The sequence below is a fragment of the Peptostreptococcus anaerobius VPI 4330 = DSM 2949 genome (assembly GCF_000381525.1).
Lineage (GTDB): Bacteria > Bacillota > Clostridia > Peptostreptococcales > Peptostreptococcaceae > Peptostreptococcus > Peptostreptococcus anaerobius.
In genome coordinates this window covers 1-22967 of sequence record NZ_KB906622.1, presented here as the reverse complement: position 1 = coordinate 22967, position 22967 = coordinate 1, and the positions used below count along the sequence as shown (strand labels likewise).

27 protein-coding genes are annotated in these 22967 nt (G+C 37.3%); 24 read left to right on the top strand and 3 right to left on the bottom strand.

Features of this window, described 5'->3' with window-relative positions:
- Positions 1-6: 6 nt before the first annotated feature.
- From F823_RS0106270 to rpmE, 5 genes are all read left to right on the top strand, one after another.
- Entirely contained in the window at positions 7-828 is an 822-nt protein-coding gene (locus tag F823_RS0106270; protein WP_002844147.1) for a ComF family protein, read from the top strand.
- 29 nt (positions 829-857) lie between these two features.
- A complete protein-coding gene (locus tag F823_RS0106265; RefSeq protein WP_002845891.1) occupies positions 858-3380 on the top strand; it encodes a cell wall-binding repeat-containing protein in 2523 nt (840 codons plus the stop codon).
- Positions 3381-3514: 134 nt separating this feature from the next.
- A complete protein-coding gene (locus tag F823_RS0106260) occupies positions 3515-5131 on the top strand; it encodes a putative polysaccharide biosynthesis protein (protein WP_002844153.1) in 1617 nt (538 codons plus the stop codon).
- Positions 5132-5311: 180 nt separating this feature from the next.
- On the top strand, positions 5312-6259 hold the full coding sequence (locus F823_RS0106250) for an SAM-dependent methyltransferase (RefSeq protein ID WP_002845889.1): 948 nt from the start codon (positions 5312-5314) through the stop codon (positions 6257-6259).
- A gap of 123 nt (positions 6260-6382) precedes the next feature.
- Positions 6383-6583, top strand: coding sequence for a 50S ribosomal protein L31 (rpmE, locus tag F823_RS0106245; protein WP_002844141.1), 201 nt, complete (start codon positions 6383-6385; stop codon positions 6581-6583).
- An 87-nt stretch (positions 6584-6670) separates the two neighbouring features.
- Here the strand turns inward: rpmE and F823_RS0106240 are convergent, their stop codons facing one another.
- The gene (locus tag F823_RS0106240) at positions 6671-6994 is read right to left on the bottom strand and encodes an AzlD domain-containing protein (RefSeq protein ID WP_002844165.1); all 324 of its coding nucleotides are present in this window, start codon (positions 6992-6994) and stop codon (positions 6671-6673) included.
- Positions 6984-7694, bottom strand: coding sequence for an AzlC family ABC transporter permease (locus tag F823_RS0106235; RefSeq protein ID WP_002844124.1), 711 nt, complete (start codon positions 7692-7694; stop codon positions 6984-6986). The genes F823_RS0106240 and F823_RS0106235 overlap by 11 nt, the downstream gene beginning before the upstream one ends.
- Before the next feature lie 346 nt (positions 7695-8040).
- Here F823_RS0106235 and F823_RS0106230 point away from each other — a divergent pair, with 346 nt between their 5' ends.
- From F823_RS0106230 to fabZ, 19 genes are all read left to right on the top strand, one after another.
- Entirely contained in the window at positions 8041-8178 is a 138-nt protein-coding gene (locus F823_RS0106230) for a hypothetical protein (protein WP_019595500.1), read from the top strand.
- Between the two features lie 14 nt (positions 8179-8192).
- A complete protein-coding gene (locus F823_RS0106225; protein ID WP_019595499.1) occupies positions 8193-8750 on the top strand; it encodes a hypothetical protein in 558 nt (185 codons plus the stop codon).
- Between the two features lie 10 nt (positions 8751-8760).
- A complete protein-coding gene (locus tag F823_RS0106220; RefSeq protein ID WP_019595498.1) occupies positions 8761-9009 on the top strand; it encodes a hypothetical protein in 249 nt (82 codons plus the stop codon).
- An 18-nt stretch (positions 9010-9027) separates the two neighbouring features.
- Entirely contained in the window at positions 9028-9243 is a 216-nt protein-coding gene (locus tag F823_RS11415) for a YjcQ family protein (protein ID WP_004167327.1), read from the top strand.
- 469 nt (positions 9244-9712) lie between these two features.
- On the top strand, positions 9713-10003 hold the full coding sequence (locus F823_RS0106205; RefSeq protein ID WP_154647488.1) for a hypothetical protein: 291 nt from the start codon (positions 9713-9715) through the stop codon (positions 10001-10003).
- Positions 10004-10502: 499 nt separating this feature from the next.
- Positions 10503-10736, top strand: coding sequence for a hypothetical protein (locus F823_RS0106200; protein ID WP_002844168.1), 234 nt, complete (start codon positions 10503-10505; stop codon positions 10734-10736).
- 646 nt (positions 10737-11382) lie between these two features.
- On the top strand, positions 11383-12291 hold the full coding sequence (gene prmC, locus F823_RS0106195) for a peptide chain release factor N(5)-glutamine methyltransferase (RefSeq protein WP_004167267.1): 909 nt from the start codon (positions 11383-11385) through the stop codon (positions 12289-12291).
- A gap of 173 nt (positions 12292-12464) precedes the next feature.
- Positions 12465-13007, top strand: a complete 543-nt coding sequence (locus F823_RS0106190) for a biotin/lipoyl-containing protein (protein ID WP_002844146.1) — start codon at positions 12465-12467, stop codon at positions 13005-13007.
- Position 13008: 1 nt separating this feature from the next.
- Positions 13009-14358: an acetyl-CoA carboxylase biotin carboxylase subunit gene (accC, locus tag F823_RS0106185; RefSeq protein ID WP_004167268.1), complete on the top strand. Its 1350-nt coding sequence runs from the start codon at positions 13009-13011 to the stop codon at positions 14356-14358.
- Positions 14359-14360: 2 nt separating this feature from the next.
- The gene (gene accD, locus F823_RS0106180) at positions 14361-15221 is read left to right on the top strand and encodes an acetyl-CoA carboxylase, carboxyltransferase subunit beta (protein ID WP_004167269.1); all 861 of its coding nucleotides are present in this window, start codon (positions 14361-14363) and stop codon (positions 15219-15221) included.
- Between the two features lie 60 nt (positions 15222-15281).
- On the top strand, positions 15282-16025 hold the full coding sequence (locus tag F823_RS0106175; RefSeq protein WP_002844139.1) for an acetyl-CoA carboxylase carboxyltransferase subunit alpha: 744 nt from the start codon (positions 15282-15284) through the stop codon (positions 16023-16025).
- A gap of 14 nt (positions 16026-16039) precedes the next feature.
- Positions 16040-16729 (top strand): MarR family winged helix-turn-helix transcriptional regulator, encoded by a 690-nt coding sequence (locus F823_RS10540; protein ID WP_004167271.1) that lies wholly within the window; start codon positions 16040-16042, stop codon positions 16727-16729.
- Positions 16719-17729 (top strand): beta-ketoacyl-ACP synthase III, encoded by a 1011-nt coding sequence (locus tag F823_RS0106165; RefSeq protein WP_004167273.1) that lies wholly within the window; start codon positions 16719-16721, stop codon positions 17727-17729. The genes F823_RS10540 and F823_RS0106165 overlap by 11 nt, the downstream gene beginning before the upstream one ends.
- Positions 17730-17889: 160 nt before the next feature.
- Entirely contained in the window at positions 17890-18120 is a 231-nt protein-coding gene (locus tag F823_RS0106160) for an acyl carrier protein (RefSeq protein WP_004167274.1), read from the top strand.
- A complete protein-coding gene (locus tag F823_RS0106155) occupies positions 18120-19073 on the top strand; it encodes a nitronate monooxygenase (protein ID WP_004167275.1) in 954 nt (317 codons plus the stop codon). Before F823_RS0106160 ends, F823_RS0106155 begins: the two co-directional genes overlap by 1 nt.
- Positions 19066-19998 (top strand): ACP S-malonyltransferase, encoded by a 933-nt coding sequence (locus F823_RS0106150; protein WP_004167276.1) that lies wholly within the window; start codon positions 19066-19068, stop codon positions 19996-19998. Before F823_RS0106155 ends, F823_RS0106150 begins: the two co-directional genes overlap by 8 nt.
- 15 nt (positions 19999-20013) lie before the next feature.
- Entirely contained in the window at positions 20014-20760 is a 747-nt protein-coding gene (gene fabG / locus F823_RS0106145; protein WP_002844135.1) for a 3-oxoacyl-[acyl-carrier-protein] reductase, read from the top strand.
- Between the two features lie 22 nt (positions 20761-20782).
- Positions 20783-22018: a beta-ketoacyl-ACP synthase II gene (gene fabF, locus F823_RS0106140; protein ID WP_002844134.1), complete on the top strand. Its 1236-nt coding sequence runs from the start codon at positions 20783-20785 to the stop codon at positions 22016-22018.
- 14 nt (positions 22019-22032) lie between these two features.
- The gene (gene fabZ, locus F823_RS0106135) at positions 22033-22479 is read left to right on the top strand and encodes a 3-hydroxyacyl-ACP dehydratase FabZ (protein WP_002844155.1); all 447 of its coding nucleotides are present in this window, start codon (positions 22033-22035) and stop codon (positions 22477-22479) included.
- A 157-nt stretch (positions 22480-22636) separates the two neighbouring features.
- On the opposite strand, the gene F823_RS10760 is transcribed toward fabZ, so the two are convergent.
- The coding region (locus F823_RS10760; RefSeq protein ID WP_019595495.1) for an IS30 family transposase at positions 22637-22967 on the bottom strand (331 nt) is incomplete at its 5' end.

The window sequence follows — 22967 nt, the reverse complement described above, 5'->3', positions numbered from 1 at the left end:
TTTGATATGAAGAAGATTGATTTAGAAAATACAGCTTACAAAAAAGACGATAAGAAAAATTTTATTAGACTTATTTTGGATATTATATATCCTCAAAATCTGTCGTGTGTATTTTGTAAGATGCCCATAAGTAGGTCTAACAAGTACTCGGTATGCAAGTCTTGTTATGACCAGATGGTTTTTATTATAAATGCTTGTCCTAAGTGTGGCAAGCCAATTATAAATACAAGCCTTAAGAATGATAATGATATATTGGACTGTGATTATTGCAGGAATAAGTCTACAATATACGACAGGAATATATCATTTTTGGAATACGAGGATAAGTCAAAACACCTTGTATTCGACTTAAAATACAACTCAAAGACTTTCTTGGCTAATAACATATCCGATATAATGACAGATATGTTAAAGGAAATCTATCCAGATGTTATAGCTTCAATTGACTATATAACATACGTTCCAATGAGCAAAAAGCGCAGTAAGGATAGGGGATTTAATCAAGCCGGTGAAATAGCCAAAAGGTTGGGGAAAAACTTTGATATTGAATGCTTGGACATGATAGATAGAACAAGGGATACCAGAAAGCTACATGGACTAAATGCAGATGATAGAAAAAGAGAATTGAGGGGGGTGTTCAAGGTTCAAGATGACTATACAAAGTACTTAGAAGACAGGGTTGTAGCTGTAGTAGATGATATATTTACGACAGGGTCAACGCTAAATGAGATAGCTAAGGTACTCAAGTTGTCTGGGGCTAAAGAGGTAATAGGCCTGACATTTCTTACTGGTAAGTATGAAAAGCCTATCATCGAATATATAGAGTAGATATTATTAAAATATTTTAAGGGGGATTTATGAATAAGTTAATTAACAGTATGCTTGCTGCATCCATGGTAGTTTCTATGGCTACAAGTGTATTTGCTGATGATATAGATAATGTGGATGTAAGCGATAATGTGGGATCTTTAAGTACAAAAAGTAGTGAGGTTGACGGATTCAATTTTGAAACAGAGCCTCTATTAGAAAATAAAAATATAAAGACCAATTCTGCCTACTCAACACTTATGGGAAAAGACAGGATAAATACGTCTGTAGAAGTATCTAAAAAAACTTATCCATATGGAAGTGAGACAGCTGTAGTGGTAAATGGTTTTGTATATGCAGACTCGATCTCTGCTATACCTGTATCAGCAAAACGTGGAGGTCCCATACTTTTGACAGCAGGTAAGGAACTTGAGGGTGAGTTGGCAAGTGAACTAAAGAGGTTGGATGTTAAAAACGTAATTTTGATAGGAGGATCTAGCTCTATATCAGATAAGATATACAAAAAATTGGAAGAAGACAAGTATACGGTATCAAGAATCTCAGGCTCTAATAGGTATTTGACCAATCAAGAAGTTATAAAAGAAATATATGGCAAGAAATATTATAATAAGGTTGTTTTTGTAAGTGGTGATAACTTTGCAGACTCGATAAGTGGTGGAGTATACGCCTATAAGACTAAGGCCCCGATTGTACTGGTTCCATCCACTCTTGATCAAGACAATAAAAAATACCTATCAGACTTAAATGTCAATGAACCGATTTTAATCGGTGGTACTAGGTACCTGCCTAAAGAGTTGGACAATATGTATACAAATTCCCAAAGATATGCTGGTTTTAACAGATATGATACATCATATACAATAAATACAAGATTGTTCGACAATCCTAAGAACCTTGTTATTACTACAGGGGAGGATTTTGCCGATGCCTTGTCAGGTGTACCTTACGCTGCTAACAACGAGGCCAACTTGGTCCTATATGATAACAACCCTAGAACATATATAAATTCTGACAAGTATTCAAGCATCACTTGTCTTGGTGGTAGGATAGCATCCAAGTTTAGAAATAAATCTATAAACAAATGGATATATTCTAAAGACTATGTTAAGAGTGCTGATATGCTTCTTTCTAATAAGCTTCCTAGAGAGGGAAGCATGGACAATCCTATAGATTTTAAGGGGAGTTTTAGTCCCTTGAAGTCTGAATCTAGGAGTTCAAGAAGGCAGTTGTATGGCTTCTTTTACCTAAATGACCTAGTAAATGCCTTTGAAGAAAGTGGCAATAGGTCTTATTTAGAAAAGGGAATGGAATTAATAAGGATATTCGAAAAGGAACAGGCCAATACCTACGATGATATAATGTGGCATGATGAGACAACTGCCAGACGCTTGGATTATTATCTTAGATTTTACTCTGTAGCCAATATACTGCTAAATCCAAGCGACAAGGACCTTTTGAATAAGTCTATGTACAATATGGCTACAAAGATGCTTTCTCCAGGTTTTTGGGCGGGCAATTATAACCATGGACTATTTCAGGATATGGCAGTGCTTAGGTATGCTGACTACATAGGTGACAGGGGTATGTATAAGTTGTCTCTCACACGTGCAGCTGAATATTTCAATACCCACTTTGATCAAGAAGGAGTCCATATAGAAAATTCCCCAGAATATCATTTTGTCATGCTAAAAGAGCTAGGTGACTTTTTAAAACAGGTAAGTAGGGCGGACACAAACTACTATGAAATACTAAAAAACAAGTTCGAGATGTCCAAGAAGTATTCAAGGTCTATTATACTTCCTGATGGTTTATTGCCAGTGGTCGGTGATACAGGTATGATAAAACCAAACCTTGAGGACTACTATGGACCAGAAAAAGAAGAAGAGGGTGACCAAATTAAAAGGTTTACATTTAAGAATGCTGGTTACGATATAGCCAGGAGTAAGGACGCATTTTTGATGATGAGGGGAGGATATCTAACAGACGTACACCATCACAATGACGACCTGTCTTTTTGGCTGTATAAGAAAGGAAATATATTCACTGAGGTAGGGGCCTTTGGTTATGAATATTCTAATCCACTTTCGAAGTATGTGAGGACTTTCAAGGCCCATAATTCTCTTGTTGTTGATTCTGATAACAACTATGGTGGTCTTGGTAGAGAGGTCAAAATACTTGATGGAGATTCTAGCACGATGGTTGGTATTAGTAAAAGACCTAAAAATACTGACTTTACTAGGAAGATAAAATACAATCCAGATATGACAGAGATAAGTATAAAGGATAAGGTCCAAGCCAGGGATAATTCTAGCCATAAGTATGAACTTTACTTCCATCTGGATCCAGAGATTGAAGTATCATTGAAGGATAAGACTGCCATACTTAAGAGGGGAAATATTGAGATAGGGAAAATGACATCTACAGCACCTATGAAGCTAGACAAGGATATATTTTGTAAAAATTATAGGGAAGATATAAAAAATACTAGTGTTATAGTTCTAGAAGTGAGCGGCAAAGACCAGCTTGTAGATACAAAAATAGAATTAAAATAGGGTCACTGAAAATAATTGTAGACATATAATTGAAATAGAAGTTATGTACTAATAAGTATGTCTGTGCTATAATGTAGTATGTTAAAATAGCGAATAAAATAAGTTATAACATATATAACACTATGGAGGACAAAATGGGAATAAGTAATAAAAAGAATTCGTTTATTATGGGTACCCTCATATTGGGGGCAGCCGGTGTTGTAATAAAGCTGTTGGGGGCAGTGTTCAGGATACCCCTGACGTATTTGATAAGTGCAGAGGGTATGGGTTATTACCAGACGGCATACCCTGTATACGCCTTGTTCTTAACACTTGCTACGGCAGGTTTTCCAACGGCAATAGCCAAGTTGGTTTCTGAACAAGCAGCCCTTGGTAACCACAAGGGAGCCAATGAAATATTTAAGATAACACATTGGATGTTGTTCCTTACAGGTTTGGTTACATTTGTAATTCTCTTCTTTGGAGCAGGATTTATAGTTACAGATGTCCAGCACAATCCTAATGCCATACATGCTATGCACGCAATAGCGCCAGCACTTCTTATAGTGCCGTCTATGTCTGCATATAGGGGTTACTATCAGGGATACCAACAGATGACAAGGATAGCCGGTTCACAGATTATAGAGCAGGTATTCAGGGTATTCTTGGGACTTATGCTAGCCTATATGTTGATGGCCAAGTATGGACCTAAGTTTGGTGCAGCGGGTGGTATATCAGGAGCTACTATAGGAGCATTTGCATCATTCTTGTTCTTGCTATTTATCTATATGAAGGACAGCAAGGAAAGAAAGGCCTTGATAGAGACAAGTGTTGGTTATCACAAGCAGCCTACATCATTGATAATCAAGAGAATATTATTGGTCGTACTACCTATATCTATAGGAGCCTGTGTAATGCCTCTTGTAAATGTTGTAGATACTGTCATAGTAATATCTAGGCTAGAAGTTGCAGGTTATACAGGCGTTGCTGCCAATGCATTATTGGGACAGTTGACAGGTATGACTATACCGATTATATCAATGCCTATGATATTCACTACAGCAATAGGTATGTCATTGGTTCCAGCAATATCAGAGTCATATGCCCTAAGGAAGTTTGATGATGCAAGACACAATGCCAAGTTGGCATTTAAGATCACTCTTTTACTTTTATTGCCATGTGCCTTTGGTTTAGCATCACTTTCAGAGCCTATAATGGGACTACTATTCCCTAAGGAAAATGCCCAGACTCTTGGTATTATCCTGTTTACACTTGCTCCAGCCTGTGTATTCTTGGGTCTTTTATACACATTTAACGGTATACTTCAGGGTATGGGTAAGCCTATGATACCTGTATATGCCCTATTATGTGGTATAGTAGGTAAGATAGTAATATCATATACACTTACTGCAATGCCTCAGTTTAATATACTGGGATCAGCATTTGGTACAGTGGCATCCTATCTTATAGCTGCCATATTTGAGTATAGGTATATCAAGAAAGAGCTTAATATAGAATTCGACAAGATGCAGTTCTTTATCAAGCCAATAATAACGGTTATCCTGATGTTTGCAGGAGTCAAGCTTACTTATATGGGTCTAGGCATGGTTATATCAGGCAAGTTACTTACAATGATATCCATCATGGTAGGTGGTCTAATATATATTGTAGTGCTTCTTGGAATAGGCGGTATCAGCAAGGAAGAAATCCTAGCTATGCCTAAGGGAGACAAGTTATTTGGAAAATTAAAGAAGTTAAAGCTAGTTAGATAGTATATAAGAGAGACTGGAGAGTGTTCAGTCTCTTTTTATGAGGTATAATAGGATGATAGATAAGCATAGGAATAAATATTTTTTAGGTGAGTTTGTATATAATAAGATTGAGAAAAACAGACCAAAAGAATAGTATAAAAAGGATAAAAGGATAAGAGAAAAAGATAAGAGAGGTAATATATGAGTATAAGTATAATAGGTCTTGGGGCAGGAGATATATCTCAGATCAGTCACAGGGCAGTTGAAGAACTAAGATCAGGCAAAAAGATATATCTAAGGACAAGTAAACATCCAGTTGTTGATCTACTAGGGATTGAGTATGAGTCCTTTGATTCATATTATGACCAAGGGGAAAAGTTCGAAGAGGTATATGATAGGATAGCCCAAAAGCTTGTAGACCTAGGCAAAGACACAGATATTATATATGCTGTTCCAGGTCATCCTAGAGTTGCTGAGACCAGTGTAGGTATGGTAGAAGACTATTCAAGGGTAAAGGGTGTAGATGTAGATGTCATAGCCTCAATGAGCTTTATCGATGCTATGTACAACTATCTAGCATTTGACCCATCAGAGGGATTCAGGCTCTTGGACGCTTTTAATATAGAAAAAAGAGACCTCAGCATAGATTCTAATATAATTATAACTCAGGTGTACGACAGGTACATAGCATCCAATATCAAGCTGATGCTGATGGACTACTACCATGATGACCAAAAGGTGTGGATAGTAAAGAGTGCCGGTATAAAGGGCATGGAGCATAAGAAGGAGCTTGACCTATACGATTTGGATAGGGAGGAAAACTACTTTGACCACCTGACTAGCCTATATATACCTAAGGGCGGAAACAAGAAGACTAGTGACGTTTACGATATAGTTAAGGGGATGGATATAGGAGATATAGAAAGGGTCAGTCTTGAAGATAATCCGGGAATGGTCAACTATACACAGGAGATAGATTATAGGCTAAGCAAGCTAAAAGAAGGCCTAGACAGGATAAAGGACGACGATCTGGATGACGTCATGGACCTAGTAGGGCAGGGGCTTATGGACATTTTGGAGGTATGTGAAATAGGCAAGGATGAAGGGCTTTTTGACCTAGATGAAATATGTGAAAGATTAAAGAAGTAATTGCCTAATAATATATATTAAATCTTGAATTGTCCTGTCTATTATGTTATAATAAGGAAGTTGGATTCATAAACATGGGTGTATGCCCGTGTTTTTAATAAATAAGAAAGGGGTGACTTTGAAATGCAGAAGGATATACAGCCAAAGTACAAGGAAGTAGAAGTTAGATGTGCATGTGGAAACACATTCATGGCAGGCTCTACTGAGGATGAAATAAGGGTAGAAATATGTTCAGAATGCCATCCATTCTACACAGGTAAGCAGAAGAATATCGAAAAGGGTGGAAGAATCGACAAGTTTAAGAAGAGATTTAACATGGAATAAGCATTTTGTAGAATTATTAATATCTAAATTCGAATTTACGTATTATAAAAGCAGCTATAGGCTGCTTTTTTTCGTATATAGAAATTTTTATATCATCATAGCAATCCACATAATCACCCCACCAGCAACTACTGACAGGCCTATATTCCTAAACTTAACCGAAATAGCTATAACTATCAACAAGGGCACAAGCTTGATGTTGCTAGTGCTGATAAACAATTCTCCACCCTTGTAAAAAACGTCTTTGATAATCATGGCTACAAACACGCCTAGAGGTATGTATTTTATAAAAGAATCGAACTCCTTGGATGTGGACTTTTCGCCTACTATTGCAAAAGGTAGGTAACGAATTAGGAACATACCTACAAATCCAAGGACGATAATGGATATTTTTAATAAACTAGGACTCATTTTTCATCCTCCTTTTTCTCCTATCTAGGAAGTAGCCTATGCTAGTGACAGTCAGGGATATGATTATTAGGTCTAATCCTCCCTGGTATATTGTAAGTACGATAAAAGATACTACTATGGCTACAAAGAGCATAATTAAATCCATCTTGTCTGCAATCCTAAGAACAGTAAGTATAACAAACATACTAGACATCATAAAAAAAGCCAAGTCCATAGGTATATCTACAATCTGTCCAAATATGGCGCCTACTAGGTTGCCTATCATGCCGAAAACAGCTGCGAATACAGAGAAATAAAGGGCCATATCGTCATCCCAGTAGCTAGAAGAGTCGTATTTTATCTTGTTTATTGCAAAGGTCTCATCCGTCACAAACTGTGTGAAAAGGAGTTTTTTGATACCCTTCATGTTTTTAGTTTCATTGATCAAGGATGAACTGTACATGGCATTTCTAAGACTTGAGACTAGGATTGTCGCAATCAAATATATGGATATCTGGGGGAAAATACCAGCTGCCAGCATATTAGCTGTTATAAATACGGCGCTACCTGAAAATATCAATACAGAGAACAAGACCACCTCTATAACGCTAAAACCGACCTTTTGTATCAAGGCACCACCCATGATTCCAAGAGCCACATAACCAAATGCTATTGGAAGAGATGTCAAAAAGGCGGACCAAATTTTTTCTTTTTTTGTCATAAGTACTCCTTTCTTTTTTTGTTATTAATTAAAAAGAGCTTTATTTTATAAATACATTAACTAAATTAACCCAAATTGAACTAAAAAGTAAGAAAATTTAGTATATTGATATTATATCACATTTGCCTAATTTATAGTTATAAATGCGAAAAATAGCAATAATTTTATGAAAGGAATAGTAGAACATAAGCTGTATAAGTAATATTTTATAGTAAATATATTTAGTGGTATTTTATCGTTGCTTACATCGATAGCGATGTATTTTAATGACATAATGCAAAAAAGAGTAATTTATTATGTATATATGTTAACAGCATATATATTTTCCTTAGTCTGGTGGTTCAGAGTGGGGCAAGATATTGTTGATATGAGTGTAAGTGCCAAGAATAGAATTAAGGACGATGAACTATTAGGAAAGAGGTATTCCATGTGGACTGATAAGGTTGAAAATACTATAGAGGTTGTGGTAAGTCATCCGTATTAGCACAAGGATTAATATTGGATCTTGTTCAACAGCCTATAACAATATGCAAAGAGCCAGTAGAAAAAGCCTGGAAAAACAGACATAGTGATAAGAGACAGTTTAAAAAATACAAGAATTTAGGTTATGATGGGGTTAAATCATTTGATGATTTTCAGAAAATAAAGTATAATGATACTAAGGAATGGGACATTGTAAAGGGATATACAGGCATTGTTCAAAAAGGTGAAATATCTCCACTTGTAAAGTATAGTAATTTCAAAAAGCATCACAATGAACTTGAAGATAAGCTTATTGGTATAAAAACTACTGATGAAGTTGAGATTAAAAGGGTATCATATCATTTTACAGGCAGGGCAATAGGTACTCATGATTGGGCAAATTCGAACAATTCAAAAGAAATTATGAAGAGATTAAATCATAAGCATGTGCCTAATAAGGGTATTATAAAATGTATTGAAAATGGAGACTTGGTTCATACAAGGATTAATAGTGCAACATACAGAATAATTGGTGTTTGCGACATAACAATAAATCCAGTAACTGGAGGATTAGTACAATGCAACCCAAAATAAGGAGGACGCAATGGTGTTTGGATTGAGTGAAAATGAAATAAATTTCTTGTTGGAAAACGCCAATGATTTAGGGTACTTTCCTAATATAAAAGAATCGTTAGAAACTAAAAACCTTGAAGAATTTCAAACAAATATTAATATATATCTGACTAATGAAGATTGTATGGAGTATGATACTAATGGTCAGAATTGGTACACTGAAAAAGGTAAGTATGTACAATCGTTATATGACAAGATATTAGACTGGAAGTATAGATGATTTTAAGTAGGTGGTATAATGGATAATCTTAAAATAGTGTATAAGATACTGGTTGGTGTTGAGGCATCTATGGACAGTACTGTTTTTGATAGTACATTCCTAGAGGCTTTAAAAATTAGTGAAGAAAGAAGAAATAAGATACTTCAATCAATGATTGATGATGGACTTATTAGTGGTTTTAAAAGAATAAGCTATGCAGGGGGATATGGTTTTAAAGCTATTGAGCAAGGCTAACAATCAAAGGGATGGAGTTCTTACAGAAAAATTCGACAATACAAAGAATCAAGAATGGTCTAAAGGATGCAAAAGACATTACACCATTCATATAAGCATCTTAACAGTAGTTAGGGTGTTTTTTTAGTGCAGAAAATGAGGTTTATATGAGTATATATGACTGATAGTGTAAAATAAGTATGGAGTTTTTGAAACAAAAAATAGAGATTACAACCTCTTGTGTTAAAATATATTTGAGCAAAAAAATAAACAAAGGTGGTGTAATCTCTATGGAAACTATTATACAACAAATATGCATAAATATGGTGGAAAAAGTATTAAAAACTCTAAAAGAAAGTAAAAATCTTAGTTTGGATATTATAACACCTCAGATACGAGAAGAAAGCCCTGTAATTACATTATAAATAACTGGGAAGGTATTGTTAATAGATACACTTTAGACATTCAAGTAAGATGTACAGAGGGCCAGGTGAGCCATGTATTATCCGAGAGATTTAGTAGAAATCCAATGGGATGGAGCAATGAGGTTCTTGGCAAATTAAGTGTTTTGAGGGTGTATAAGAAAAATGGTAATAAAATTGATTCTAGTATTTATAGCAACACTGGAAATGAACAATACAGGGACTGCGTCAATAAGACAAATGAAAAACTTAATTGGAGTATCTTCGATAAGGAAAAATTCATCTTCGATGACTCCTCAGCTACAAGAATTTTAATAAAAGGTATAGGATGCAATAGGTCAAATATTTTAGGGAGTTAGTTGTAATAAAAAAGTCCATAAAAACTTGACACTGTCGATGGGGTTAAATCATTTGATGATTTTCAGAAAATAAAGTATAATGATACTAAGGAATGGGACATTGTAAAGGGATATACAGGCATTGTTCAAAAAGGTGAAATATCTCCACTTGTAAAGTATAGTAATTTCAAAAAGCATCACAATGAACTTGAAGATAAGCTTATTGGTATAAAAACTACTGATGAAGTTGAAATTAAAAGGGTATCATATCATTTTACAGGCAGGGCAATAGGTACTCATGATTGGGCAAATTCGAACAATTCAAAAGAAATTATGAAGAAGTTGAATCATAAACGCGTGCCTAGTGAGGATATAGAAAAGTGCTTGGCTAGTGGTAGTATTATCAAGAAGAGAAGTAATAGTGTATTATTGGGGTTAGATGGAAGATGTGGAGTTACATATAACCCAATTACAAACACTTTAATTCAATGTAATTTGAGGAAATAGAGAAGGTGTAAGTATGTTTGGCTTAACAAATGAAGAGATAGACTATCTGAAAAATTGTAATAGCAGTATAAAGCTTATGGTAGATACAAGTAATTATGCAGATTTGCAGACTGAAGTAGATTGGTATCTAACGAGTGATGATTGTATGTATTATGATTCTGATGGGCAAAATTGGTATACCGAAAAAGGTAAATATGTACAGTCGTTATATGACAAGATATTAGACTGGGAATATAGTCAAGAGTAAGCACTTTACAATAGTTAGGGTGCCTTTTTAGTGCATAAAATCGACCCAGACAAGTCGTTAAAAGGTCTATTTTTAATGCCTAAATTCGACAAATAAGTCGTTAAAATAAACCTTCGCAGTAGTATCTGCGTAATAAAAACGAAAAGGAGTATAGCAATGAAGAGAGAATTTTTAAAGAATCTTGAACTAGAAGACGGTAAGTTTACAGGTGCTGATTAGTTCATGGAAATGTAAATGAAGAATACTCAACATCAGGAGTTGAAAAGCAAAGATTCACAGCAGACCTAAAAATATTTGGTGGTGGCTTCAAGGTAGATAGAGTAGATGAAAAAACCAAAGGCAGGCCTAGAAAGTCAAAACCAAAGCCTGATGAATCAGGTGATAAGACAGAGTGTGAACAGAGTGAAAGCCAGTGCATTTGACTCGTCGCTACCCTTGGGCTTATAGTCCGTGTGCAAACCACCCGTTGGACGGGTTGTCATGATTTATGGGGTTTTGGTGGTTTTTTTTTCCATCATATAAATAATCATAAATAATAACCCATGACCTGGAAGGCTTGCAAATACTTAATAAATAAAAATAGATAATTATTTGGGCTTATACATAGGATTATGGTATAATAGTTTACTGTGAGTAAGGAGGTTTTATGATAGATAATAATACAATAAACTATAGATTAAAAGATGCAATAGAATATGGAATGGATAAATTAAAGGATTCAAGTCCAAGTCCAAGGTTGGATGTAGACCTTATGCTTTGTAAGGTCATGGATTTTGACAGGATGAAGCTGATGATGTCCTATGACAAGCCTATGCACCCGGAAGAGATAAAAGAATTTGAAAGAATGTTAGAGCAGAGGTCTATGAGAAAACCAATTGCCTATATCATAAATGAAAAAGAATTTATGGGCCTAAATTTCTATGTGAACGAAAATGTTCTAATACCTAGACCGGATACTGAAATAATAGTTGAAGAAGTACTGGATATAATTGACAGGGCACCAAAAGAGGGTGAGAATGGTCCTATCAAGGTCATGGATATGTGCCTTGGCTCTGGTGCTATAGCCCTTAGTATTGCTAAATTGTCGAGTGTCGATCTTCAGATATGTGGTGTCGATATATCCAAGGAGGCTATAGATGTTGCAAGAGTCAACAGAAGAAGGCTTGGGCTTGGAGCCTGTGTAGACTTTGTAGAGTCTGACCTATTTTCTAGTAGTGACTTAGAGGTCTATCTCGATAGTCTAGACATCCTAGTTTCAAACCCACCATATATAGAGGACCATGTCATAGAAGGATTAGAACCGGATGTAAAGGACTATGAACCAATCTTAGCCCTGGCTGGTGGAGATGATGGCATGGATTTTTACAAGTCTATTATTAAATCGTCACCTAAATTTCTAAAAATAGGTGGATGGTTGGTGTTTGAGTCTGGTCACGATCAGGCCGAAAAAATAAAAAATGAAATGGAAAAAGTAGGTTTTGATTGTTTGTACTTCAAAAAAGATTTACAGGGCTACAACAGAATGGTAGCTGGAAGACTTATTCATAAAAACTAGTAAATTCAATAGTCCTAGACATGACTTTAAAGGGTCTTTTTTATTTTGTCAAAAAACAGATCTGAAAAAATATTAAGTTATTCAAAATAAACTATTGACCTTTTCCATACTTAGTCATATAATATCCAATATAATACTTTGACTATCAAAATAAGTTAGGAGGTATATTGAGTATGGAGTTAGAATTTATAAAAAATTTGGCTCAAATAATGAATGATGCTGGTCTGGGAGAACTTGAGTACAGGCAGGGTACGGATAGTTTGGTCCTGAGAACCAAGTCAAATGCATATAGTAATATGCTGAGCAGTCATTTATTGGGATCAAATATTGAAAATATTAATCAAGAAAAATTATCAAATAGAAGCTTTGGATTACAAAATAATATGGACAGCCACAATACAAATATGGGACCTATATCATCGGATGATTCTTCAAATGTTGGAGAATGTCCAAGTGACAAGGTCGATCAATCTGATTTGAAGGATATAACATCCACAATGATAGGTACTTTTTATACGAGTCCATCACCTGATGAACCAGTATTTGCCAAGGTTGGTGACAAGATCAAGAAGGGACAGGTTGTCTGTATCATAGAGTCTATGAAATTGATGAACGAAGTAAAGTCTTGCTTTGATTGTGAAATTGTAGAAGTATTGGTTGAAGACCAAGAAGTCGTAGAATTTGGTCAAGCCCTATTCAGAGTAAGGGAGGTCTAAGATGATTAGGCCTATAAAAAAAGTACTGGTTGCCAACAGGGGAGAGATTGCAGTTAGGATTATCAGGACACTTAAGGACATGGGAATCAGGTCGGTTGCCATATTTTCTGATGTCGATAGGGACAGCCTACATGTACAGATAGCAGACGAGAGTATTTGCATAGGACCTAAAAATGTCAAGGACAGCTACCTAAATAAGGTACAGATAATAAATGCAGCCCTTGTAACAGGTGCGGATGCCATACATCCAGGATTTGGATTTTTGTCTGAGAATTCATCTTTTGCCAAGCTGTGTGAGATATATGAGATAAAATTCATAGGTCCATCCAGCAGGCTAATATCTTTGATGGGAGATAAGGAAGAGGCCAAGAGACTTATGAAGGAGGCTGGGCTTCCTGTTGTAGAAGGTTCTGAAACAGTGGTAGAAAATATTGAGCTCGCAAAGATCATATGTGAGCAGATAGGATATCCAATCATCATCAAGGCTAGGTCTGGTGGAGGTGGCAAGGGCATGAGACTTGTAAGAGAAGGTCAGGACCTAGAGTCTGCCTTTATGTCAGCCAGAAAAGAAGCGGAAAATGCCTTTGGTGACAAGGAGGTCTATATAGAAAAATATATAGATGATCCTAGACATATAGAGGTACAGATACTTGCAGATGAGCATGGAAATGTGGTCCACCTAGGTTCTCGTGATTGTTCTATACAGATGAACCACCAAAAGATTATAGAAGAGGCACCAGCAACTTCTATAAGAGATGAGACTATGAACTACCTATACGATATGGCTACAAGGGCTGCTAAGTATGTAGGCTATGCAAATGCAGGCACTATAGAGTTTCTTGTTGACAAGGATGGTAAGGCATACTTTATGGAGATGAATACCAGGATACAGGTTGAGCATCCGGTCACAGAGATGATAACAGGTATAGATATAATCAGAGAACAGATAAACATAGCGTCTATGGAAAAACTTGCCTATGAGCAAAAAGACATTACATTTACAGGTCATGCTATAGAGTGCAGAATCAACGCCTATGATGAAGATAATAATTTTATGCCGAGCGTTGGTAGGATAGAGGGCCTCAATATACCGGGTGGCTATGGGGTTAGGATAGACTCCTCTATATACCAAGGTTATATGGTACTGCCTTTTTACGACTCTATGCTAGTCAAGCTAATAGCCTATGGAAAAGACAGGAAAAATGCAATCGATATAATGAAGAGGGCTCTAGATGAGTTTGTAATAGATGGTATAAAGACTAATATTGGTTTTAACAAGGAAATAATGAGGGATGAGGTATTTGTAGCTAATGAGCATACAACATCATACCTACAAGGCAAGAGGAGGTAACAATGATACTGGAACATTTTAAAAGGAAAATGTACAAACCTGCAAAATATGTCACTATCAAGCCGGACTGTCTGGTCAAATGCCCAGAGTGTCAGGAGATGGTATTTGTTGATGACTTGAAGGGCAAGTACAAGATATGTCCAGCCTGTGGTAAGTACCTCAAGATGTCTGCTAGGGAAAGAATCAACAGCATAGTAGACGAAGAAAGTTTTGTAGAATATTTCAAGGAAAAGAAGGTAAGGGACCCGCTTAAATTTCCGGACTACAAGAAAAAACAGCTAGGTCAAAGGGAGTCTTCGGGAATAGACGAGGCAGTCATAACTGGTACTGCTAGGATCAAGGAGTCCAGAGTCGTAATAGCTGTCATGGATACCAATTTTATGATGGGGAGCATGGGTTCAAGTGTGGGTGAGAAGATCACCAAGGCAATTGAGCTAGCTATCAAAAAATCTCTTCCACTTGTAATATTCTCAGCATCAGGTGGGGCCAGAATGCAGGAGGGGATGTTCTCTCTTATGCAGATGGCTAAGACATCACAGGCAATAGCCAGATTAAATGAGAGAGGTCTATTATACATATCTGTTATGACAGACCCAACTACTGGTGGTGTGAGTGCATCATTTGCCAGTCTAGGGGACATAATCATAGCAGAAAAGGGTGCCTTGATAGGCTTTGCAGGACCTAGAGTGATCAAGCAGGTGACAGGCACTGATTTACCAGAAGGCTTTCAAAGGGCTGAGTTTCTCTTAGAACACGGAATGGTGGACATGGTACTGCCTAGGGAAGAAATGAGAGATAGGTTGGCAGACATACTTGCTATTAATCTACATAACAACAAGAAAGCGTCAAGAGAAGATAGATAAGTTGGCAGATATACTTGCCAAAGTTATATAAGATAAGAAATCGAGAAAGGAGAGTGGATTTTGAAGACAGCAATGGAAATAGTCAGGGCATCCAGAGACCCTGGCAGGTATAAGGCAAAAGACTATATAGACTACCTGTGCAAGCCATTTGTTGAGATGCATGGAGATCGTGCCTATTCAGATGACGACACAATCATAGGTGGCATAGGAAAGCTAGGACCCTACTCAGTCATGGTCATAGGTCAGCGAAAAGATAAAAACTATGGTATGCCAAACCCTGAAGGCTACAGGAAGGTGCTGAGGCTGATTGCCCATGCCAACAAGTTCAAGCTGCCTGTTATAACTATAATAGACACGCCTGGAGCTGGATGTGGCATAGGGGCAGAAGAAAGAGGCCAAGCCCTTACAATAGCCCAGTGTATATATGAGTTTTCAAGACTGGAGGTGCCGACCCTATCAGTGATAATAGGAGAAGGGGGCAGTGGTGGAGCCCTTGCCCTTAGCCTTACAGATGAAATATGGATGCTAGAAAATAGCGTATATTCAATACTATCTCCAGAGGGATTTGCAAGTATACTTTGGAAGGACCCCTCAAAAAAGGACGAGGCAGCTGAGTTGATGAGACTTACAAGCCACAATCTTATGGAGGATGGATTTATTGAAAGGATAATAGAAGAGGACGGAGGTGAGATATACAACCTAAAGAATCATATAATCAATTTTCTAGAAAAAAGCTATTCTATATCTATAGATAAAATAATGAAAAAAAGATATGATAAGTATAGAAAGATTATAGGAAGCTAAATAGGAGGCTAGAAATGGTTGATTATAAAAATATAGAAGATAAGTCTAATAAGAAAAAGATAAGGGTTGAATTTTCAGATGGGGATAGTATATCTGTTGGAGAGAGAGACTACTCACATATAACATTTGAAAATGACAAGGCTTTAAATCAGAATATAGTCGTTGAAGATAATGAAGATAAGGCTCAAGTGAGTAGTCAAGAAAGTATTGAAGAGGAGACTAAGTACAAGAACGAGAACTTGTCTTATGAGGCTAGTAGAAAGGTAATAAACGATATAGTAGTAGACCTATTCAAGAACATACTTACTATAGAGGAGAAATCCCTTAGACTAAGGGGTATCAAAGACCTGTCTATGAGTGAAATACATGCCCTTGAAGCTATTGGAACGGGTGATGGTAAGATGATGTCTGAAGTAGCTGATATATTGGATATCACTATGGGGACCCTTACTACAACTATTTCCAAACTAGAGACAAAGGGTTATGCAAAAAGAGAAAAAGACCCTAATGATAGGAGGGTGGTAATAGCCAGCCTTACAAGAAAGGGTGTTTTGGTGGACAAAATTCATAGGAATTTTCATGAGGAGATGATCGACCACCTGATGATAGATCTAAAGCTAGAAGAGGACCAGGCCTTGATCAGAGCCCTTATGAATATAAATGAGTTTTTCCTAAAAGAATACGGAGGAGAACATGGGTGTTAATATAATAGGAACTGGAAGCTATGCACCAGATAATATACTGGATAATGAGATGCTTTCAAAACTAGTAGACACAAATGATGAATGGATAGTAGAAAGAACAGGCATAAGAAGAAGGCACATATCCAAGGATGAAACAACAGAGGATATGGCCCTAAAGGCATGTCAAAGAGCTATAGAAAAATCTTCTATAGCTGTAGACCAGATCGAAATGATTATAGTTGCAAGCGTGACATCTGATACCAAGGTACCATCTACAGCATTTACAATAGCTGGTAGAATGGGTCTAGAAAATATAATATGTATGGACATAAATGTGGCCTGCAGTGGCTATATCTATGCAATAGCTACAGCCAAGGCTATGATGAGGGACATGGGTAAAAAATATGCCCTGGTTGTTGGAGCTGAGAGACTTACTAAGTATGTAAATTGGGAAGATAGAACTACTTGTATATTATTTGGTGATGGTGCAGGTTGTATGATACTAGAAAACGAGGACCTAGTAGAGGATAGACCAGTATCAAAATACAAGTATGAGATCAAAGACTACCACCTAGGTGGCAAACCAGACGTAAAGAAGTACCTTACTATAGATGCCAAGGACAAGATAGATGACGAAGACAACTTGTATATAGGCATGAATGGTAGACAGGTCTATAAGTTTGCAACAGATGTAGGTCCAAAGGTAATAGATAAATTGCTAAAGGACAATTCTGTAGATGAGAGTCAGGTATATTCATTTGTTGCCCACCAGGCCAATATGAGGATAATAGAGTGCCTATCAGATAGGTCAAATATAGGAATGGACAGGTGGTATACCAATATACAAGAATATGGAAACACATCTTCTGCAAGTGTTGCAATAGCATTTGATGAAGTTGTAAGTAGACTTGAAAGTTCAGACCAGAATGAGGGAGAAATCCTAGGCAAGTACCTTATAACTACGGCATTTGGTGGAGGACTTAGCTTTGGTGGTATATTGATGAAGATAAAAAAAGCATAGTAGAAATATAGCTTAGTAAAAAAATAGCCTATTTATATATAAAAAAGCAAATATAAGAAAAAGAGCAAAAACAAATAAAGTATAAAAATATAATTTAAGGTTAGAAAAAAGTAAAAACGAACAAAATACAAAAATATAATTTAAGAAAGAGGAATATAAAATGATAGAAAAGATAAGAGAAATATTAGCAGAGCAGTTAGATATAGAAATAGAAGATATAAAGGCAGATAGCCACATACAGGAAGAACTAGAAGCAGATTCACTAGACGTAATGGACATAATGACTGAAATTGAAGATGAATTTGACATAGAAGTAGAAGACGATGCAATAGAAAACCTAACTAGCCCAGAAAAGATTGCAGCATATATAGAGGGTCTAAAGGCTAACTAATGGTTAAGAGATTAGAAGACAGTAAAATATGCCATGTGCTAGGTATTGACTACCCAATCTTCCAAGGTGGAATGGCTTGGGTATCAGATGCTGAGCTTGCTGCGGCAGTATCCAATGCTGGTGGGCTAGGTATTATAGCAGCGGGTAATGCGCCAAAGGACTGGCTAGTAGGAGAAATAAGAAAGGCAAAATCCCTTACAGACAAGGTATTTGCAGTCAATATAATGCTACTGAGTCCCTTTGTGGATGAGGTCATAGATGCTGTCATAGAAGAAGGTGTAAGGGTTGTAGTTACTGGTGCAGGTAATCCAGGAAAGCACTTTGCAAGGCTAAACGAAAACGGAATAAAGATAATACCTGTAGTGCCTTCAGTATCGCAGGCTATTCGTATGCAGAGAAATGCTGGTGTAGTCGCTATTATAGCTGAAGGGGCAGAGGCTGGTGGGCATGTTGGAGTTACAAATACCATGGCTATGGTACCACAGATAGTGGACTCTGTAGACATACCAGTAATAGCGGCAGGTGGTATAGGTGATGGTAGAGGAGTTGCAGCTGCATTTTGTCTTGGAGCTGATGGTGTTCAGCTAGGTACTAGGTTTATACTTGCCAATGAGTGTAGGGCTAGTGAGGCCTACAAGGAAAAAGTAGCATCTGCCAAGGACATATCTACTACTGTAACTGGTATGTCAACTGGCCATCCTGTAAGAGTAATCAAAAACAAGTTCGCCAAGAAGTTCAAGAAGTTGGAAGACCAAGGTGCTAGTATCGAAGAACTTGAAGCCTATGGTGCTGGCAGCCTAAGGTCTGCAGTTGTGGATGGAGAGTGCGACTATGGATCAGTTATGGCAGGACAGATAGCAGGCCTAGTATCTAAGAGAGAGACCTGCAAGGAGATAATAGATGATTTAGTAAATGGCTACAATCAGGTGTTGAGAGGTATAGTAAATGACTAAAAAAATAGCTATAGTATTTCCAGGACAGGGGTCTCAGTATGAGGCCATGGGTAAGGACCTACTAGGTTCTAGGGTATACAAGCTTGCTAAAGACATACTAGATAAGGATACATATGAGGCTATAGCCAATGCCAATATAGAAGATATATCCAAGACTAGGTATGCTCAGCCGGCCATATTTATGAACAGCATGGCCCTACTTGATGAATTGCTCAATAAATATAAGGATCTTGAAGTAGCTGCTATGGCGGGTCTTAGCCTAGGTGAGTACTCAGCCCTATGTGGTTCTGCAATGATAGGTATTGAGGAAGCTATAGGATTAGTAGCAAAAAGAGGCCAGATAATGGGTCAAGGTGTGAATGGTCAAGGAACTATGTTGGCTATTATGAAGACTCCACTAGATACTATTGAAGAGATTGTATGTCAGGTCAAAAAGTCCAATCCAGACATAAAGAACCTGGATATAGCAAATATCAACTGCCCAGGCCAGATAGTAGTAGGGGGAGAATTCTCAGCTATAGACAAGTTGGAGGATGCCTGTAAAGAGAGGTCTATTAAAAAGACAGTGAAACTAAATGTCGAGGGACCATTTCATACTAGTGTCTTAAAACCATCAGCTGATATCTTTAGGCAGGAGCTTGAAAAAATAGACTTCAAGTTTAATAAGGATATCAAGGTCTACAAGAATCTAGACGCAAGTGTCTATGGTCGGGACCAAGATTATGTAGATATCTTGATGAAGCAGATGTACTCTAGGGTCATGTTCGAGCAGACTATCAAAAATATGATAGACGATGGTATAGACACCTTTATAGAAGTAGGACCAGGAAAGAGCCTAGCAGGATTTATCAAAAAGATAGATAAGACAAAGAAAGTTATAAATATACAAAATTTAGACGACATAAGAGAAATGAGTGAGGTCTAGAAAGAGGTGGATACGATGCAAACCAATCAGAAAGTTGCCTTTGTAACAGGTGGAACAAGAGGAATAGGTAGGGCTATAGTAGAAAAATTAGCCCAAGAGGGATATATAGTTGGATTTTCATATGTTAGCTCAGATGAAAAAGCCAATACCATGGTAGAAGAATTAAAGGCAAAGGGTCAGAATGTATTTGCCATGAAGTTTGACGTCAAGGATTCAGAAAAGGTAGCTGAAGCATTTGACAAGATATATGAAGAATATGAGAATATAGATGTCTTGGTCAACAATGCAGGTATCACTAGGGACAAGCTATTTATCAAGATGAAGGAAGCGGATTTTGATGATGTAATAGATACCAACCTAAAGGGGATATTCAACTGTACAAAACAGGTTGCAAGAAAGATGACTAAGAAAAGATCAGGTAGAATCATAAGTCTATCATCACTAGCAGGCCTAGTGGGAAATGTTGGTCAGACTAACTATTCAGCATCAAAGGCTGGTGTAATAGGTATGACAAGGACACTGGCAGCAGAACTTGGACCATATAGCATCACAGTAAATGCTATAGCGCCTGGATTTATACAGACGGATATGACAGATGCTATACCAGAAAAGATAAAGGCTAAGATAGTAGACGCAATACCGCTAAGGAGTGTTGGTCAGCCTAAGGATATAGCTGATACAGTGGCATTTTTGGCAGGAGAATCTGCTAGGTATATAACTGGACAGGTCATAAGTGTAGACGGTGGACTGTCTTCAATATAATAACCGATTAATGGAGGATTTTATGAGTAGAAGGGTCGTAATAACAGGAGCTGGTGTAATCAGCCCGATTGGCCAATCAATAGAGGAATTTGTGGAGAGTGTCAAGGCAGGCAAGTGTGGAATAGGGCCGATCACCTCTTTCGATAATACAGGCTACAAGACTAGGCTAGCAGCAGAGGTCAAGGATTTTAATCCAAAGGCCCATGGTGTTGATGGTCCAAAGAAAAAGGATAGGTTCGTTCAGTTTGCAATAGCAGCTGCCAAGGAAGCCATGAAAAATAGTGGCTATACTATAAACGAAGAAAATGAGTTTAGGACAGGTGTAGTAGTAGGAAGTGGTATAGGTGGATTGGATACCATAGAGGGTGAACATATCAAGTATATGGAGAAGGGTCACAAGAAGATCTCTTCGCATTTTATACCAAAGTGTATAATAAATATGGCTGCTGGTCACGTGTCTATAGCCCTAGAAACTAGGGGTGTATGTACATCTTCAGTGACTGCCTGTGCAACAGGAACAGACTCAATAGGCCATGCCTTCAGGTTGGTCAAGGATGGCTACCAGGATGCAGTGTTTGCAGGTGGTTGTGAGTCATCCATATGTACTATGGGAGTGGGCGGCTTTGAAGCAATGTCAGCCCTATCATTTAGCGATGACCCAACTAGGGCTTCTATACCTTTTGACAAGGAGAGAAGTGGGTTTGTAATGGGAGAAGGATCAGCCATAGTACTGATAGAGTCGCTTGACTCAGCCCTAAAAAGGGGGGCGGACATTATCTGTGAGATAGTGGGCTATGGACAGACTAGTGATGCCCACCATATCACAGCGCCTAACCCAGATGGCAAGGGTGCAGCAAATGCTATGCTATTTGCCCTAGAAGAGGCTGGAGTAGATAGCAATCAAGTAGACTATATCAATGCCCATGGTACTAGTACACAGCTAAACGATGTGGCAGAGACAAATGCTATCAAGCTTGCATTTAAGGACCATTCAAAGGACATAATGGTATCATCAACCAAGTCTATGACAGGACATATGTTGGGGGCAGCTGGGGCAATAGAAGCTATTGTATGCGCCTATGCCCTTAAGGATGGATTTGTTCCACAGACTATAAACTACAAGGTCAAGGATGAAGAATGTGACCTAGACTATGTTACAGATGAGACTAGAAAGAGAGATATAGAGTATGCTATATCCAACTCACTTGGTTTTGGAGGACACAATGCTAGCTTGCTTCTTAAGAAGTACAAGGGCTAGGGTCAGGAGTAGATATGGAAAATACAGAAAAGAAATCATTAAATGTTGAAGAAATAAAGGCAATTATACCCCATAGACATCCCTTTCTTCTAGTGGATAGGGTTGTGGATATGGAAGAAGGAAAGTGGGTAAAGGCTCAAAAGTGCATCACAGCATCAGAGCCTTGGTTTACAGGACACTTTCCAGACCGCAATGTAATGCCTGGAGTACTGATGGTAGAGGCTATGGCTCAGGCAGGAGCAGTAGCTATACTATCCCTAGACCAGTACAAGGGCAAGCTGGCGTTTTTCTCAGGGATAAAGCAAGCCAAGTTTAGAAGGCAGGTTGTGCCGGGAGATAGACTGGATATTGATGTTGAGATTGTCAAGATGAGAAGGAACTACGGTGTCGGAAAGGGAAGCATTACTTGTGATGGAGACTTGTGTGTAGAGGCAGAGATTAGCTTCTTTGTTGAGGGATAGAAAACTATATAGTTTGTTTAATTGGGGAGTTTGTATGTTTTAATTCTATTTGATAGAAGTTGAGTATACAAACTCCTTATTTGCATTAATAAAAATGATAAAAAAATATTTTTAAATATTTTTTTGTAAAGATGAATTGTCAAATCAAATGCAACACCTATGGTAAGAGACCAAAAAGTTCTTCTATAGGTGTATTATATTTTATACATTTTCTAGGTCTATTGTTCATTAAATTTAAGTTATGATTTAAATCATCTATATCTACTTCTGATAAATCCATACCCTTAGGATAAAACTCTCTTAATAGCCCATTACTATTTTCATTTGTACCTTTTTGCCAAGCGCAGTAGGGATCACAAAAATATGTTTTGCATCCTAACTCTTTTTCTATTTTTTCGAATCCTGAAAATTCTTTACCTCTATCAAAGGTTATTGTTTTTACTAATGCTTTTGGAAAATCTTTTAGTGCATTGATTATTGCTAGGGTT